Origin of the sequence: Methylomonas sp. MS20, assembly GCF_050275925.1 — a bacterium.
Lineage (GTDB): Bacteria > Pseudomonadota > Gammaproteobacteria > Methylococcales > Methylomonadaceae > Methylomonas > Methylomonas koyamae_A.
In genome coordinates, this window is sequence record NZ_CP189962.1 from 3,711,014 (window position 1) to 3,726,252 (window position 15,239).

Below are 15,239 nucleotides of genomic sequence, written 5' to 3' on the forward strand. Positions count from 1 at the left end.
AGCTCCCGACCGGTTTAGAAAAAACCGGCGTAAGCCTGGTCGACCTCCAACAACTCGGCAACGCCGAGCAATCGAGCCGCCTCGACAAAACGGTCCGACGGAAAATCGAAACTGACTTGCTTGCCGGCATCCAGTGCGGTCCGCTTCAACACCAACAGTAGTTGCAAGGTCGCGGTATCGACCATACTCACCGCCGACGCGTCGATTTCAATGGCCTCGGCGTCCGCCAGCGCCGTCAAAAGCCGCTCATACAAATTGCAAACGTTCTGGATGCTTTGCACCGCCTCCAATGCAATACGCGTGGCATGGGCCATCGACATTGTCGCGCTATCGGCAACGCCGTCGGCGTCGGCTTCCGCCAAAACCGGCTGCTTGGGTTCCGGGATAGCCAATACCTCGCTCGGTTCGGACGATTTGGCCACGCCGGGCTCGCGCAACCAAGCCAGAGGGTCGTAACCGATCAAACTGGGTTCGTGTTTATCCGCCATCAGATCACCGTTCCGCTCAAAAAGTCACGCGCCAACGCGTTAAAATCCCGCGCCGAGCGACAACCCGGCCGGTACTCGAAGATCGTTTTGCCAAAACTTGGGCATTCCGCCAAGAATGCGGTCTCGCGTATCGGCGTCGCCAGAATCTTGCCGCTGAAATACTCGCCCAAGGTCCGCAACACATCTTGCGACAAACGCCGCGTCGGCACGTAGCGGGACATCACCAAGCGCAGCAAGTAATGTTTATTTAACGCCGCCTCGAATTTCAGCAAAGTCCCCATCAAGTGCGACAAACCCTGCAAGGCCAGATAATCGCTGGTCATCGGTATCAAAATCTCGTCGGCGGCCATTAACGCATTCGCCACCAGAATGCCGGACGACGGCGGGCAATCGATGAACACCGAGTCGATCTCCGTCAGGCTATTCGCCAGCGCGATCGCCAGCAAATCGCCACGGTGAGTTTCACCCTGGCTGAGCTGTTCGATTTCTTGCAAGCGCGGCCCTGGCGGTATCAACCACAAATTTTCCCGCGCCTGGACCGCGCAACCCTCCAGATTAGCGCCGCCCAACATCGCTTCATCGACGCCTGACCGAGTGTTGGACCTGACGCCCAACGATACCGAGAGATGGCATTGCGGGTCCAAATCGATCACGGCTATCCGTTGACCCATCCGAGCCAAGGCGTGGCAAAGATTAACCGCGGTCGTGGTTTTGCCGACGCCACCTTTTTGATTCAGGATCGCGACGATGCGCCGACTCATGACGCGGCGCCGAGACCGACGAATTCTTCCGGGTCCAGTAATTTATCGACATTCAGGACCATCACCATGTGCTGCTTGGCCACGTAGATTCCGCGCATGTAGCGGGTATCGATCCTCGCGCCCAGATTCGGCGCTGGTTTGATCTCGGCGGGATCGACATCCAGCACATCGGAAACCGCATCGGCAATGACGCCCATCACCACTTGGTCGTGCGCGGCGGTCTCCACGCATGCCACAATCACCACCGTGGTCGGCGTGTACTCCGCTCGCTCGATTCCGAAGCGAATCCGTAAATCGACGACCGGCACGATCATGCCGCGCAAGTTGAGCGCCCCGACGACGAAAGCCGGCGTATCCGGCAGTTTGCGCACAGGTTCCCAACCGCGAATTTCCTGGACCTTCAAAATGCTCAGCGCATAGGCATCGCCGGCCAACTCGAATGTCAAAAATTGTTCGATATTGCGGTCGGTCGCGTTACTGTCGTTCATATTGAATTGGAAGGTTAAGGCCGCGATGACAGGCTGCAATTAGAAGTCTTGCCATTCGTCGTCGTCGCTCGCCGGTTTAAACGCCGGAGAAATCGGACGCTTGCTGAAAGCCGGCGCGGCGTTATTCGCAATGTCGGGCGTTACCGCGGACTTTTGCGGCGTGTTCGCCTGCCGCTGCTGGCGCTCGTCCAGCTTAAAAAACGACAGCAGTTCTACCATGTTCATCGACAAATCGCTCATCGATACGCTGGCCGCCGAAGCTTGCTCGGCCAACGCGGCGTTTTGTTGAGTGATCTCGTCCATTTGCGCCACGGCTTGGTTCACTTGAGCAATGCCGGCCGATTGTTCGGCACTGGCATTCGCTATTTCGGCGACGATATCGCCAACCTTTTTGACGCTGGCGACAATTTCGACCAGAGCCTTACCGGTTTGATTGACAAAATCGGTCCCGACCCGAACTTTTTGCACGCTGGACTGAATCAGTTCCTTGCTTTCCCGCGCGGCGGTAGCGCTACGTTGCGCCAGATTTCTAACTTCAGTCGCGACCACCGAGAAGCCACGGCCTTGTTCGCCGGCTCGGGCCGCTTCCACCGACGCGTTCAACGCCAGTAGGTTGGTCTGGAACGCAATTTCGTCGATAACGCCAATAATGTCGGCGATTTTATTGCTGCTTTCGTTGATATCCTGCATGGCCTTGACGGCCGCGGTCACCACGTTTCCGCCCTTCTCGGCGAGTTCTCTGGCGTTGTCCGCCACCAAATTCGCCTGCTGGGCGTTCTCCGCGTTGTTTTTGACGGTACTGGTCAATTCTTCCATGCTGGCCGCGGTTTCCTCCAGGTTTGCGGCCTGTTGTTCGGCGCGTTGCGACAGATTATTGTTGCCGCTGGCGATTTCCCGCGACGAATTGTTGATGAAGTTCGCCGACTCGGTAACTTCGCCGAAGATGTCGCCCAACTTATCGATCGTGCTGTTGATGTCGTTCTTACAGGTCAGGTAGACCCCCTGATAATCGCTGGTAATCCGGTTACTCAGATCGCCTTCGGCCATGCTTTTCATCGTGCTGCCGACTTCTTCGAATACCCGTTCGATCACATCGGTCAGGTCGTTGATTTCTTGGCTTAACTTGGCGAAAAAACCTTGTTTGTCGTCGAGGGCCAAGCGCTTATCCAGTTGTCCGGTCTTGACACTTTGAACGATGGCCTCGATCTCTCGTTCGACCTTGACCTCGCGCGTGCGATCTAGCCATTCGACCACGACACCGATACGGGCGCCTTCGTCGTTAACCACCGGATTCGCGACGATATTCATATGTCGGCCACCGATGACCAATTGCGAGCTAAAGGTTTGCACCAAGCCGGCCATTAATCCGCGCTGGTGCGCCGGGTGTTGGTGGAACTGATCGATATTGGCGCCCAGCAAGGCGTCCGCGTCGAAATTCGGCAATTGCCGACGAATATCGGCCTCCGCGTTTTTGAACATCGCCTTGACGGTGTTATTCATATAGATGATGTCCAAATCGTTATTGGCCACCATCACGCAAGACTCGACATTGTCCAAAGCCTGTTTGATGCGGGTGGCTTCGTAGGCGACCTGCTTCGAGTAAGCCAAATCGGCGATCAGTTTGACTTGGGTGGTATACAAAGCCCGGTTGAACGCGCCGATCTGATCGTTGCGGTTCAACTCGATCTCGTTCCGGAATTGGTCGTCGGCTAGGCGGTAACAAATCCGCGTCGACTCGCGTAAATGTTCGAGAATGCGGCGCACCGCCGATACACCTATCCAGCCGCCAACCGTGATCATCGCGCCTGCCGCGGCCGCCATCGGATATTTTTGCTCGGCAATCGCTTGCGCAAGCCAAATCAGCGTGGGCAAGGCCAATAGCAGCCCGGCGATCGCCAATTTAGTACCGATACCGATGTCGGCCAATTTCGCCCGCGCCGCCCGCAAGCCAACCGGCCGGATCGTGGCCTGCTTGTTCGCCAATTTTTCATAGAACGCTTCGGCCTGATTGATTTGCTCGCGACTGGGCGCATAGCGAACCGACAAATACTCGTGGACTTTACCGTTCTTCCGGACCGGCGTGACATTGGCTTCGACCCAATAAAAATCGCCGGACTTGGTGCGGTTCTTGACCGGCGCGGTCCAGGGGAGGCCCGCTTTCAGGCATTGCCAAAGATCGGCGAATGCCGCCTCCGGCATGTCGGGATGGCGAACCAGATTGTGGTTGGCACCGATTAATTCATCCCGACTGAAACCGCTAATTTCAATGAACGCTTCATTGGCGTAAGTGATGATGCCTTTCAGGTTGGTCCGCGTCACCAGCACCGTACCCGGTGTCATCGTGACTTCGCGGTCGGTCACAGGTTGGTTCACTCTCATTGCAATTTCTCCGTTGAAATTCGGCCTTGCGCGTCACGGGGTCCGACCATCGTCGGCGTCTTCCAAACCTTCAAGCTTTAACAATCGATCGACATCGAGCAACATCACCATCTCGTTACGCACCGACGCGAGTCCTGCGATAAATTCGGTACTGACCTTGGTGCCAAAATGCGGCGCGCTTTGGATTGCATTTTTTTCAACGTCAACGACATCGGATACCGCGTCGACGACCACGCCCATGATTTTTATCGCGGCCCCTACATTGACCTGCAACACGACCACGACGGTCATCGGGCCGACTTGGCCGGTACCCAGCTGAAAGCGCTCGCGTAAATCGATAATGGGTACGATGGCGCCACGCAAATTGACGACGCCTTTTTCGTAAGACGGGACGTTGGGTATCCGCGACACCGGCTCCCAGCAGCGCAGTTCCTGAACCCGCAAAATATCGACGCCGTAACGCTCGTCGCCCAAAACGAAAGTCAGAAATTGCCGAATATCGCCGGCCTTATTGGCGACCGCTAGCGCTGCATCGCTCATATTGCCTCCATTAGCATGCGTAAGTTTCGCTCATTGATTGGCCAAGGCGACCAACCCCGGAATATCCAGAATGAGCGCCACGGACCCGTCACCCAGAATCGTCGCGCCGGATACGCCGTCGATCCGCCGATAATTGGCTTCCAGGGACTTAATCACCACTTGTTGCTGGCCGAGCAGATCGTCGACAAACAGACCGCAGCGCACGCCATGACTTTCCACGACCACCAACAACCCGTCGGTCAATTTGGTCGCTTTGGCGCCCGGCACCTGAAAAATTCGATGTAGGCGGATGATCGGCAGATATTGGCTGCGCAGGTGGAAGGTCTCGCCTTTGCCGGCTACCCGATTGACTCTGTCTTCGCTGATATTCAACGATTCGACGATCGCACCCAGCGGCAGGATGTAAATCTCGTCGCCGACCGCTACCGATTGACCGTCCAGTATCGCCAAGGTCAGCGGCAAATAGATTGCGAAGGTGGAACCCTTGCCCAATTCCGAAGCGATTTCTATATTGCCGCCCAAGGCTTGAATATTACGCCGCACCACGTCCATACCGACGCCCCGCCCGGAAATATCGGTCAACTTGTCCGCTGTCGAAAAGCCGGGCAGGAAGATCAGGTCGTACAACTGCCGTTCGGATAGCGCGGCGTCCGCGCCAATCAATCCTTTCTCCACCGCTTTGGCGCGTAGTTTGGCGCCGTCCAAACCTTGGCCGTCGTCTTTGACTTCGATGACAATATTGCCGCCGCGATGATAAGCCTGTAGCGTAACGGTGCCTGTCTCCGGTTTGCCGGCCGCCAGACGAACCTGGGGCATTTCGATGCCATGGTCCAAGCTGTTGCGAACCAAATGGACCAAAGGATCGGCCAATAACTCGACCACGGTCTTGTCGACCTCGGTGTTTTCGCCGATCAGCTTCAATTCGATTTTCTTGCCGAGTTTAGTGCTTAAATCGTGTACCAGGCGCGGAAAACGGCTGAACACAAAACTGACCGGCAACATCCGAATGTTCATGACGCTTTCCTGCAACTCGCGGGTATGGCGTTCGAGTTGAGTCAATCCGTTGCGCAATTGGTCCAGTTTGCCGGCCTCGAAGCGCTCGCCGACCAAACTGAGCATCGATTGGGTGATGACCAATTCGCCAACCATGTTGATCAAATGATCGATTTTCGCGATATCCACCCGAATCGAACCCGCGCTCTTCGCGGCGGGCTTAGCGTCTTCGTGAGCGGTCGGCTCGGCGCTGTTAGGGATGATTTGGAAAGGCGCCGCTTGGATCGTCTTGACCGCCTCCGCTTCACCCTGCCGCTGCTCGGCCACGACAGCAGCCGAATCGTGTTTTAGTAACGGGTAGATGGCCAGATCGCAATCATTTTCCACCCAATCGAAAACCTCGGCGACATCATCCCGCCCGACATCGCCGGTTAACGTCAACTTCCAGGACAGGTAGCATTCCTCGGGGTCCAAATCGAAAAAATTTGGCACGCCCTGCAAATCGACGGCAACCTTCAAATCGCCCAAACCGGCCAATTCGCGGAACATCCGTACCGGTTCGTTGCCGGTTTTCAATAAATACCGATGCGGGCTGAACGCGATCGCCCAAGCGCTCCCCGGTAAATCGGTCGCGTCGGCATCATTGGGTAGAGACAAGGCCGGTAAGCCACTGCCAGCGTTTGGATCATCGGAATGCGAACCGGCCAATTCGGCTTCCAACACGGCTTTGGTTCGAGCGATGCGCGCTTGATCCAACGGCTCGGCGCCTTTCAAGCGGCCCAGCATGTCTCTTAGGCAATCGACCGATTCCAACAATGCCCTCACCGTCCCATCGGCGACTTGCCGACGACCGTCGCGCATTTCGTCCAGCAAGGTTTCCATGACGTGAGTAAAGTCGGAGACTTCGGTGAAGCCGAATGTGCCGCTACCGCCCTTGATCGAGTGGGCCGCCCGGAATAGAGTATTGATCGATTCGGCGTCCGCCGAACCAACATCAAGGCTTAACAACCCGGATTCCATGACATCAAGCCCTTCGAAGCTTTCTTCGAAGAAGACTTGATGAAACTGGGACATGTCGATAGTCAACGGCGCCTCGCAGACAGCGGCTTAACCCAAAACCTTTTGGATCGTTTTCAACAACTGCTCCGGATTGAACGGCTTGACGATCCAGCCCGTCGCCCCTGCCTCCTTACCCAGTTGCTTCTTATCCATACCGGCCTCGGTGGTCAGCATCAGCAACGGCGTATATTTGTAGTTCGGCAGGGCGCGCAAATCCCTGATCAGCTGGATACCGTCCTTGTTCGGCATGTTGACATCGGTGACAACACAATCGAAGGCTTGGCTCTTGGCTTTATTGAGTCCGTCGACGCCATCAACCGCTTCCACGACGTCGTAACCCGCCCCTTTCAAGGTAAAACACACCATTTGGCGCATGGATGCGGAATCGTCCACAGCAAGTATCGAGGTCACTGAGATTTCCTCCAAATTAAAGATTTTGTCATCCGCCGTTCGCAACCCGGCGAAACGTTTTATCGCCTGGAATAGGCGAGCAGGCGATCTTAGAAGTCGGTTGACAGTATAGTTAACCGAAACAAAGTTTCCGGCGAAACTCATGGGCGCTCCTGATCATTAGCTGAATTTTGCGAAGATGTCGCCAGATAAACAAACAAAACCGGCTATCGGCCTGATTACTCGAATTGGGAAAAAGCCCATTCGCCATCGAAGTAAGTACCTGAGCGACCGTAGGCGTTGACGCTCGCAGTCGCTAAGGTCTTACCGTTTTGCCTCAAGCTTGAGGACAGTTCCGCTTGCGAACGGACCTTAGGGCCAGCCAAGCCTGTATATTTCTGTGATCGACACCGCATTTAGCCGTATCAATCACGCCACCCAACCTACTACTCTGCATCAAGATCAAGCATTAACTAACTGATTGAATTAACGTTACAAATTCACCACTTTTGTTGCGAATAAACATATTGAAAATCTTATCGAAAGTCTTGACACTTAGCGCCCGCCGACCTGATTGGCGGTGATTTCGAGTCATAACCCTAAGTAAGTGGAGGACAATATGAAAGTCGTGTTGATGCTGTTTGCCGGATTCTCGATTGGCGCCATATTAGCGGTCGCCGCGATTCAATTGGTGCGCGCACTCTATCTGGAACTCTCGGCCTTTTTCTCTGAAGCTTGGCACAGCGCAGATACGCGTTAGCCACCCGCACTGACTTGAGATAGAATTCGATTCGGCAGGCCTGCTCACCGATATGCCGGCCGCCCTCACCCCCTAGCGGGCGTCGTATAACGGCCATTACCTTGGCTTCCCAAGCCAAAGACGTGGGTTCGACTCCCATCGCCCGCTCCAAGCCGCCTAGCTCAATAGATCGAGCGCGTTGACTTTTGAAACGCTAGCGTTCGAGGTTCGGCATTTTTTACGCGGAAATGTCGCTTTCGTTGGACCGGTGCGGGTCGCGTACCGAACTCCTCAAATCATTCTCCGCTTCATCTACGCGTAGCTTGGCAACCACGGATTCGCCCACGACACTAGACGCTAGCGAGTCGTGGCAACTATTCTCGGTTTGCTCGGAATTGCCGACAAGCTTACACATTCTGATGCGTTCGAAATAAACCGGCGCCTTACCGCCGTCGGACTTGATATCAACGCCCCATTTTTCGGGGGCCTAAATCTGCTCCCCGCGTTCCCTAGCTCTCAACAGCGTCGGGGCGTGACGGATGTTCCAGCCCTTTGCCCCAGTAATTTCCTCCAAAAACCTCGGCTTGCCGACAATCCCCTTGCTCGGAGTGGTAACGCGTAACGAAAGTCTTGCCTGGAAAATCGCTGGCGGCTCGCTGGCAGACTCGTAGCGAAACGTCCTTGAGTGCCCCAAAATCTCTACGGTCTACTGAGCTATTATTCTTGTTAGAATCGCTCCAGCCATCGCCACACCGGGAGACTTCGGGATTGTTATCGACACTGCGCTCCAATGCGAAATGCCTGTCGCTGTTGTTTGTGCTCTGGTGGCAGATGGCCGCCGGACAGCCGCGCATTGCGGTCATCGTTCACCCGGACAACGGTTTCGCCGACATGTCGCGCAAGCAAATCGTCGACATCTATTTAGGCCGGTTGGTGAGCCTTCCCAACAACCGCATCCCTCTGCCGTTGGACCAGCAAGGCGGCTCGCCGTTACGCGAGCGTTTTTACGAAACGCTAACCGAAAAGCCGTTGGCGCAAATCAACGCCTACTGGGCCCGACTGATGTTCAGCGGCCGCGCCACGCCGCCGCGCATGTTGCCGGACAGCGCCAGCGTGTTGGAAACGGTATCCCAAAACCGCGACGCCATCGGCTATGTGGAAGACGACAAAGTCAGCCCGTCGGTACGGGTTCTGTTTTATCTTGAATGATCGGGAGCCCAGAGATGAAAACCAACACGCTACCCCGAGTCGCGGCGGTCGGACTACTGTTCGCGGCGGGTATTCGAGCGGAATGGAATATCGACCTTAGCGACGAATCCCGACTGCGCATCAGCGGCTTCGGCACATTGGGTCTGGCGACCAGCGATCAATCCCAAGCCGAATTGACGCGCGACATCGCCGATCGCGAAGGCATCAGCAGCAACAGTTCGCCGCTATCGGCCGATAGCCGTCTGGGTCTGCAGATCGACGCCATTATCAACCCGCGCTGGTCGGCTACCGTGCAGGCGGTGTTGAAGGACAGACCCTCGCAAAGTATCGAGGAAAGCCTGCAGTGGGCCTTCATCAGTTACCGCCCGGACAGCCATTGGCAGTTGCGGGTCGGCCGGGTCGGCCTGGATATGGGATTGGTATCCGACCAACGCAACATCGGCTACAGCTACCTATGGGTAAGGCCGCCGATCGAATTTTACGGTCGTTTGCCCTTGTTTCATTTCAACGGCGGCGATGCCAGCTACAGCTTCGACGTCGAAAATCTGAATATCAGCATCAAGGCCTTTGCCGGCGAAGCCTCGCCGTATTACCCCGCCCGGCCGGATTACAACATCAATATCGCTCCGCTGTGGGGCGGCAACGTGAATTTGCGCTGGCAGGACTGGCACGCTCAAATGTCCTACGTGGGTACCGAATTGCATAGCGACCATCCCGGACTAACCGAATTGCGGCATGCGATCGATCAACTGGGCGCGGCCGGTTTTTATCCGGACGCCAACAATTTAAGCAGCCGCTATATCCTGCGCGGCACCCAGAATCACTTTCTGTCCGCCGGCTTGGGTTACGAAGGCGATCCGTGGCGGGCCCAACTGGAATTTGGTCATCTGTTTCACGGCAACGGCTTTGTTACCGACCTTTACATGATTTACGCCACCGTCGGTTATCGGCTGGGTTCGGTCACGCCGTTCATCGGCTACAGCAGTCTGTGGCCGTCCGAGAAACGACCGCAAGTGCCCAGTCCTCTGCCCGATCCCCGTCTGCAAGCCGCTGCCGAAACCCCGTTCTTAGAAGCCTATTCCAACCAGGAAACCTTATCGCTAGGCGGACGTTGGGACTTTTACAACAATCTGGCTTTGAAATTACAGTACGATCTGGTTCACGTCCGCAATCATAACGGCATTGGCCTATGGCATACTCAGGCGGCCGGACTGCCGGCCCCCGCCGAATTTTCCAATCTGTTTTCGGCGACACTGGACTTCGTGTTTTAACGGCGAAGCGCCTTCGCCCCACTTTTCAAGCCTTCGCCATGAAAGGTCACGTCGTCCACAGCCTGAAAACCCGTCTGTCGATTCGTGTATTCCTTGGCATGTTGGTTCTCAGCGCCGCGATTGTGTTGGGGGCTTATATCCTGACTTTTGAAGGCGCCGAACAGGACGCCAGACAACAAACCGGCGAATTGCTGGACGCCATGGAATATTCGGCCGCGATCGCGTTGTATGCCAGCGATGCGCGCATCGCCGACGACGTGGTGCGCGGCGTTCTGCGCGGCAGCTTCGTGGCCTCGGTGCGCTTAGCCAACGACACTGGTCTGGATGTCAAGCTGGCCAAGGCCCCGGACGCCCCAAACCAACCGATAATCGCACGGGCATTAAAATCGCCGTTCGATAACAACGAAACGCTAGGTCAGTTGCAAGTCGCCCTGCATCCGCCGGCGATTCATCAGCGTGCCGCCGCCACCGCCAGAAACATGGCACTGGCGCTGGGCGGAATCGTCTTTTTCCCCACGCTGCTGTTTTGGGTGGCAATTAGCCGGCTGGTCACCACGCCTTTACTGAAATTGTCGGCGCAACTGGCCGCCATCAAGCCCGGCGACCAACAATGCTTGAGCCTGAGCGGCGACCGCCAGGACGAGCTCGCCGGGCTAACCCAAGACATCAACGCCTTGTTAAGCGCCGTATCGGTTTCGATGCGGAAAGAACGCCGGCTCCGGCAACACGTCGAAGCCCTGGAAAAGCAGTACGAAGCGATTTTTACCCAAGCCTCCACCGGCATCCTGCTGCTGAACCCGGACGGCCAATGTCTGATCGCCAATCCGGCGGTCAGTCTTCTATTCGAAGATTGGCGGCATGCGGTGGACAGCGTGTTCTCGCTGTTACCCAACTGGGAAGTTCAATTGTTTTCGGAACCCGACGAATTTCGAGCCTTGCTGGTGCAAGCCGCATTGACCCAAATTCCGCAGGCCATGGATTTACGCTTGCAACGCCAGAACGACGAAGTCCGAGAGTGGATGCATTTGCTGGTGTCTTGCTATCCGCATCCGGAACACAAACTGGTCGCCGAATGCCTGTTTATCGACATCAGCCAACGCAAACAGCAGGAAGACGAAGCGGTATTTCAATCGCATCACGACATCTTGACGCAACTGTTGAATCGGCGCGGCCTGGAAGCCCGCCTAAACCTGAATTACGCGGCCAGGGAAAACGACACGCTGTCCTTGCTGTTGCTGGACCTGGACCGCTTCAAGCAAATCAACGACCGCTGGGGACATATGGCCGGCGACCGGGTGTTGATCGAAGTCGCCAAGCGCATGAAGAATTTGGTGCGCGGCGCGGACCTACTGACCCGTTTGGGCGGCGACGAATTTTTGATTTGCTTGCGCCGGTCGCGCAGCGAACCCGCCTTGCACCAGTTTCTGTTGCGCTTGATCGAAAGCATCAGCGCCGACATCGAAATCGAAGCGACCGCTCGAGATTACGTGGGTGCCAGTATCGGCGTCGTCGAATACCCCAGGGACGGCACCGATTTGGTCAGCCTGTTGCACAAAGCCGATATCGCGCTGTACGAAGTCAAACGCCTGGGCCGTAACGGCTACTGCCTGTACGGCGACTGCGGCTTGTCGCCGGTAATCATCGCTCGAGAAGACACTGCCGAATAAGCGCCCGAGAGCGGTTAAAAGGGGTCGTGGGTTGGCCGTCTTTGGACCAAAACCCGCCATAGCCTTTGACGGGTCGGCGGATGTACCCGAAATCACCGCCAACCGAATCGGCGAGCGGTTTTCGTGTTTACCGACGGTAGCCGCTATAATGTCGGGCTTTTTCGACTTGTCCCAGCCGAAATTCGTTACGCGACCGACGCCCATGAATTTATTACTAAAATACCTCTCATCCTGCTGGTTTCTGAACGACCCGACCGAACTGACGCCGCCTAAGTCGTTCATGTGGAAGAACGTGACCTTTTACTTTATCTCCGGCTGCATCGTCGAAGGCTTGATCGCCGATCCGGCCGACGGCACCCTGGAAGTGACCGGCCGCACCATCATGGCGTTTAGCAGCGTGGCCCTGCTGCTACTGAAGGAAAAGCAATGGCCGCGCTTCAGCCAGTTGTACACCTCGATTTTCGTCTGCGAAAACTTCATCATGACTCTAGCGGTGGCGGCCGAAGGCCTGGACTTTTGGTTGGTGATGAAACATTACCCCTACCGCGAGGAAGTCGGCATCGGCCTCGCGGTATTTTTGGTCATTTGGTATATCGCCATCGTCAGCTACATCTTCCGGCGCTTTTTTACCTACCCCACCGGCACCAGTGTGGCCTTCGCGTTCAGCTATTTCGTGATGACGTACGGCATCCCGATGTTGCTGATGGACATCTAGGATTCCGAGTACTAGACCTCGGTTTGGCGCCACACAAACGCCGTCATTTATTCGCTTGGCGTTAGCCTGGCAAAGACAGGATAATGCCGGCCTTTTTCATCTGATTTGCGGTTCATGGAATTCAAACTCAAAACCCACGACGGCCAAGCCCGCCGCGGCCAATTGACCTTCGCGCGCGGCGTGGTCGAAACGCCGATCTTCATGCCGGTCGGCACCTACGGCACCGTGAAAGCGCTGACCCCCGAGGATTTGGAAGCGCTAGGCGCGCAAATCATCCTCGGCAACACTTTTCACCTGTTACTGAGACCCGGCATGGAGGTGATGAAGGCGCACGGCGATCTGCACGACTTCATGCGCTGGCAAAAGCCGATTCTGACCGATTCCGGCGGTTTTCAGGTGTTCAGCCTGGGCGCGCTACGCAAGATCAGCGAGCAAGGCGTGACGTTTAAATCGCCGGTTAACGGCAGCAAGATTTTCATGGGACCGGAGGAGTCGATGCAGGTGCAACGGGACCTGGGGTCGGACATCGTGATGATTTTCGACGAGTGCACGCCCTACCCGGCCACCTACCAGCAAGCCGCCGATTCGATGCGTCTGTCCCTGCGCTGGGCGGAACGCAGCAAGCGCGCCCACGAAGGCAACGATTCGGCCTTGTTCGGCATCGTGCAAGGCGGTATGTTTCCCGAACTGCGCCGCGAATCGATCAACGGGTTGACCAACATCGGCTTCGACGGTTACGCGATCGGCGGCCTATCGGTCGGCGAACCCAAGCACGAAATGCTGGCGACGCTGGACGCGATCATGCCGAATATGCCGCAAGATACGCCGCGCTACTTGATGGGCGTCGGCACACCGGAAGATTTGGTGGAAGCGGTGCGGCGCGGCGTGGACATGTTCGACTGCGTGATGCCGACCCGCAACGCCCGCAACGGCCATCTGTTTACCCGCTACGGCGTCATTAAAATCCGCAATCAGCAATACCAGTTCGACACCCGGCCGCTGGACGAGAATTGCAACTGCTACACCTGCCGCAATTACTCGCGCTCGTACCTAAAGCATCTGGACAAATGCAAGGAAATGCTCGGCGCGCGCCTGAACACCATCCACAATCTACATTACTACCTGGAATTGATGCAGGGCATCCGTGATGCAATAGAAGCAGGCCGCTTCGACGAATTCGTCAGGGCGTTTTACGAGTTGCGCGGCGTAACCATGCCGCATTGATTGCGGTGTGTAGGGGCGGCGTTTGCCGCCCCTACTCTCGGTGTTTGCTCTGTCAGAGCACGGACCGAAACGGCCCGGACCAACCTTATCTTATTCTTGATCCAGCCCGAACGCGGTGTGCAGTGCACGCACCGCCAGTTCCAGATATTTCTCGTCGACCACCACCGAAATCTTGATCTCCGAGGTCGAAATCATCTGAATATTGATGCCTTCGTCCGCCAGCACCTTGAACATGGTGCTGGCGATACCGGCGTGCGAGCGCATGCCGACGCCGACAATGGAGACTTTAACAATCGTGTTATCGCCGATGACGGCGGTATTGCCGCCCAGTTCGACACGCAAGCCCTCCAGGACTTTTTGAGCGCGGGCAAAATCGTTACGGTTGACGGTAAAGGTAAAGTCGGTGGTGCCGTGCGCGGAAATATTTTGCACGATCATGTCCACTTCGATGTTTTCGGCGGCGATCGGTCCCAGGATTTTCGACGCCACGCCCGGCAGATCGGGTACACCGGTCAACGTCAGTTTCGCCTCGTCGCGATTGAAGGCAATACCTGAGATTAACGCTTTTTCCATTTCTGATTCCTCGTAGGTGATAAGCGTGCCGTTGCCTTCCATGAACGAAGACAACACACGCAGTTTGACGTTGTATTTACCGGCGAATTCGACCGAACGGATTTGCAGGACTTTCGAACCCAGGCTAGCCATTTCCAGCATTTCCTCGAACGTGATCCGGTCCAGCCGGCGGGCCTTCGGCACCACGCGCGGATCGGTGGTGTACACGCCATCAACGTCGGTATAGATATGGCATTCGTCGGCTTTCAATGCCGCCGCCAATGCCACGCCGGTGGTATCCGAGCCGCCGCGGCCCAGCGTGGTGATATTGCCGTCCTCGTCCACGCCCTGGAATCCGGCGACGACAACCACCCGGCCGGCGTCCAGATCGGCGCGGATATTGGCTTCGTCGATCTCGCGAATCCGCGCTTTGGTGTGAGCGCTGTCGGTCAGAATCCGCACCTGCGGACCGGTATAGGACTTCGCCTCGACGCCCAGGTGGTGCAAAGCCATCGCCAACAACGCGATCGTTACTTGCTCGCCGGTGGACAGCAACACATCCAACTCGCGGTCGGTCGGTTGCACCTGCACTTCCTTGGCGAGCGCGACCAAACGGTTGGTTTCGCCGCTCATCGCCGAAACCACGACGACAATCTGATCGCCCTTGTCGTGGGCTGCTTTAACTTTCTCGGCCACCGCCTTGATACGTTCCACCGTACCAACGGAAGTGCCGCCAAACTTATAGACGTACAATGCCATGTTTT

At 56.4% G+C, this 15,239-nt stretch carries 14 protein-coding genes and 1 tRNA gene; 7 read left to right on the top strand and 8 right to left on the bottom strand.

Features of this window, described 5'->3' with window-relative positions:
• Positions 1 to 14: 14 nt before the first annotated feature.
• Genes ACQE3D_RS16520 through ACQE3D_RS16550 form a run of 7 tightly spaced genes read right to left on the bottom strand, consistent with a single transcriptional unit; the run spans position 15 to position 7,119 of the window.
• Positions 15 to 488, bottom strand: coding sequence for an STAS domain-containing protein (locus tag ACQE3D_RS16520; RefSeq protein ID WP_313729690.1), 474 nt, complete (start codon positions 486 to 488; stop codon positions 15 to 17).
• On the bottom strand, positions 488 to 1,249 hold the full coding sequence (locus tag ACQE3D_RS16525) for a ParA family protein (protein WP_313729689.1): 762 nt from the start codon (positions 1,247 to 1,249) through the stop codon (positions 488 to 490). Before ACQE3D_RS16525 ends, ACQE3D_RS16520 begins: the two co-directional genes overlap by 1 nt.
• Positions 1,246 to 1,737, bottom strand: coding sequence for a chemotaxis protein CheW (locus tag ACQE3D_RS16530; RefSeq protein WP_064025845.1), 492 nt, complete (start codon positions 1,735 to 1,737; stop codon positions 1,246 to 1,248). Before ACQE3D_RS16530 ends, ACQE3D_RS16525 begins: the two co-directional genes overlap by 4 nt.
• Before the next feature lie 39 nt (positions 1,738 to 1,776).
• The gene (locus tag ACQE3D_RS16535) at positions 1,777 to 4,116 is read right to left on the bottom strand and encodes a methyl-accepting chemotaxis protein (RefSeq protein ID WP_313729688.1); all 2,340 of its coding nucleotides are present in this window, start codon (positions 4,114 to 4,116) and stop codon (positions 1,777 to 1,779) included.
• A gap of 33 nt (positions 4,117 to 4,149) precedes the next feature.
• Entirely contained in the window at positions 4,150 to 4,656 is a 507-nt protein-coding gene (locus ACQE3D_RS16540; RefSeq protein WP_313729687.1) for a chemotaxis protein CheW, read from the bottom strand.
• A 30-nt stretch (positions 4,657 to 4,686) separates the two neighbouring features.
• Positions 4,687 to 6,723, bottom strand: a complete 2,037-nt coding sequence (locus ACQE3D_RS16545; protein ID WP_427551006.1) for a chemotaxis protein CheA — start codon at positions 6,721 to 6,723, stop codon at positions 4,687 to 4,689.
• A gap of 33 nt (positions 6,724 to 6,756) precedes the next feature.
• On the bottom strand, positions 6,757 to 7,119 hold the full coding sequence (locus tag ACQE3D_RS16550) for a response regulator (RefSeq protein WP_064025843.1): 363 nt from the start codon (positions 7,117 to 7,119) through the stop codon (positions 6,757 to 6,759).
• A gap of 598 nt (positions 7,120 to 7,717) precedes the next feature.
• Here ACQE3D_RS16550 and ACQE3D_RS16555 point away from each other — a divergent pair.
• The 7 genes from ACQE3D_RS16555 to tgt all read left to right on the top strand — a co-directional run bounded on the left by ACQE3D_RS16555 (position 7,718) and on the right by tgt (position 13,923).
• Positions 7,718 to 7,858: a hypothetical protein gene (locus ACQE3D_RS16555; protein ID WP_157197760.1), complete on the top strand. Its 141-nt coding sequence runs from the start codon at positions 7,718 to 7,720 to the stop codon at positions 7,856 to 7,858.
• 75 nt (positions 7,859 to 7,933) lie between these two features.
• A tRNA-Gly gene (locus ACQE3D_RS16560) sits at positions 7,934 to 8,008 on the top strand.
• Between the two features lie 597 nt (positions 8,009 to 8,605).
• Positions 8,606 to 9,046 (top strand): hypothetical protein, encoded by a 441-nt coding sequence (locus ACQE3D_RS16565; protein ID WP_231883571.1) that lies wholly within the window; start codon positions 8,606 to 8,608, stop codon positions 9,044 to 9,046.
• Positions 9,047 to 9,060: 14 nt separating this feature from the next.
• Positions 9,061 to 10,317: a hypothetical protein gene (locus tag ACQE3D_RS16570; protein WP_313729685.1), complete on the top strand. Its 1,257-nt coding sequence runs from the start codon at positions 9,061 to 9,063 to the stop codon at positions 10,315 to 10,317.
• A 38-nt stretch (positions 10,318 to 10,355) separates the two neighbouring features.
• Positions 10,356 to 11,984 carry a diguanylate cyclase domain-containing protein gene (locus ACQE3D_RS16575; protein WP_313729684.1) on the top strand — a complete coding sequence of 543 codons (1,629 nt, stop codon included), beginning with the start codon at positions 10,356 to 10,358 and terminating at the stop codon, positions 11,982 to 11,984.
• Between the two features lie 202 nt (positions 11,985 to 12,186).
• Entirely contained in the window at positions 12,187 to 12,699 is a 513-nt protein-coding gene (locus ACQE3D_RS16580; protein ID WP_064025797.1) for a hypothetical protein, read from the top strand.
• Between the two features lie 114 nt (positions 12,700 to 12,813).
• Positions 12,814 to 13,923 (top strand): tRNA guanosine(34) transglycosylase Tgt, encoded by a 1,110-nt coding sequence (gene tgt / locus ACQE3D_RS16585; RefSeq protein WP_064025795.1) that lies wholly within the window; start codon positions 12,814 to 12,816, stop codon positions 13,921 to 13,923.
• A gap of 90 nt (positions 13,924 to 14,013) precedes the next feature.
• On the opposite strand, the gene ACQE3D_RS16590 is transcribed toward tgt, so the two are convergent.
• Positions 14,014 to 15,234: an aspartate kinase gene (locus tag ACQE3D_RS16590; RefSeq protein ID WP_064025793.1), complete on the bottom strand. Its 1,221-nt coding sequence runs from the start codon at positions 15,232 to 15,234 to the stop codon at positions 14,014 to 14,016.
• Positions 15,235 to 15,239: the final 5 nt, after the last annotated feature.

Excerpts from the sequence above, each read along its gene's own strand:
- ACQE3D_RS16545 (WP_427551006.1), bottom strand. The coding sequence starts at position 6,723 with ATGTCCCAGTTTCATCAAGTCTTCTTCGAAGAAAGCTTCGAAGGGCTT.
- ACQE3D_RS16555 (WP_157197760.1), top strand. The coding sequence starts at position 7,718 with ATGAAAGTCGTGTTGATGCTGTTTGCCGGATTCTCGATTGGCGCCATA.
- ACQE3D_RS16570 (WP_313729685.1), top strand. The coding sequence starts at position 9,061 with ATGAAAACCAACACGCTACCCCGAGTCGCGGCGGTCGGACTACTGTTC.
- ACQE3D_RS16525 (WP_313729689.1), bottom strand. The coding sequence starts at position 1,249 with ATGAGTCGGCGCATCGTCGCGATCCTGAATCAAAAAGGTGGCGTCGGC.
- ACQE3D_RS16575 (WP_313729684.1), top strand. The coding sequence starts at position 10,356 with ATGAAAGGTCACGTCGTCCACAGCCTGAAAACCCGTCTGTCGATTCGT.
- tgt (WP_064025795.1), top strand. The coding sequence starts at position 12,814 with ATGGAATTCAAACTCAAAACCCACGACGGCCAAGCCCGCCGCGGCCAA.
- ACQE3D_RS16535 (WP_313729688.1), bottom strand. The coding sequence starts at position 4,116 with ATGAGAGTGAACCAACCTGTGACCGACCGCGAAGTCACGATGACACCG.
- ACQE3D_RS16590 (WP_064025793.1), bottom strand. The coding sequence starts at position 15,234 with ATGGCATTGTACGTCTATAAGTTTGGCGGCACTTCCGTTGGTACGGTG.
- ACQE3D_RS16530 (WP_064025845.1), bottom strand. The coding sequence starts at position 1,737 with ATGAACGACAGTAACGCGACCGACCGCAATATCGAACAATTTTTGACA.
- ACQE3D_RS16540 (WP_313729687.1), bottom strand. The coding sequence starts at position 4,656 with ATGAGCGATGCAGCGCTAGCGGTCGCCAATAAGGCCGGCGATATTCGG.
- ACQE3D_RS16580 (WP_064025797.1), top strand. The coding sequence starts at position 12,187 with ATGAATTTATTACTAAAATACCTCTCATCCTGCTGGTTTCTGAACGAC.
- ACQE3D_RS16520 (WP_313729690.1), bottom strand. The coding sequence starts at position 488 with ATGGCGGATAAACACGAACCCAGTTTGATCGGTTACGACCCTCTGGCT.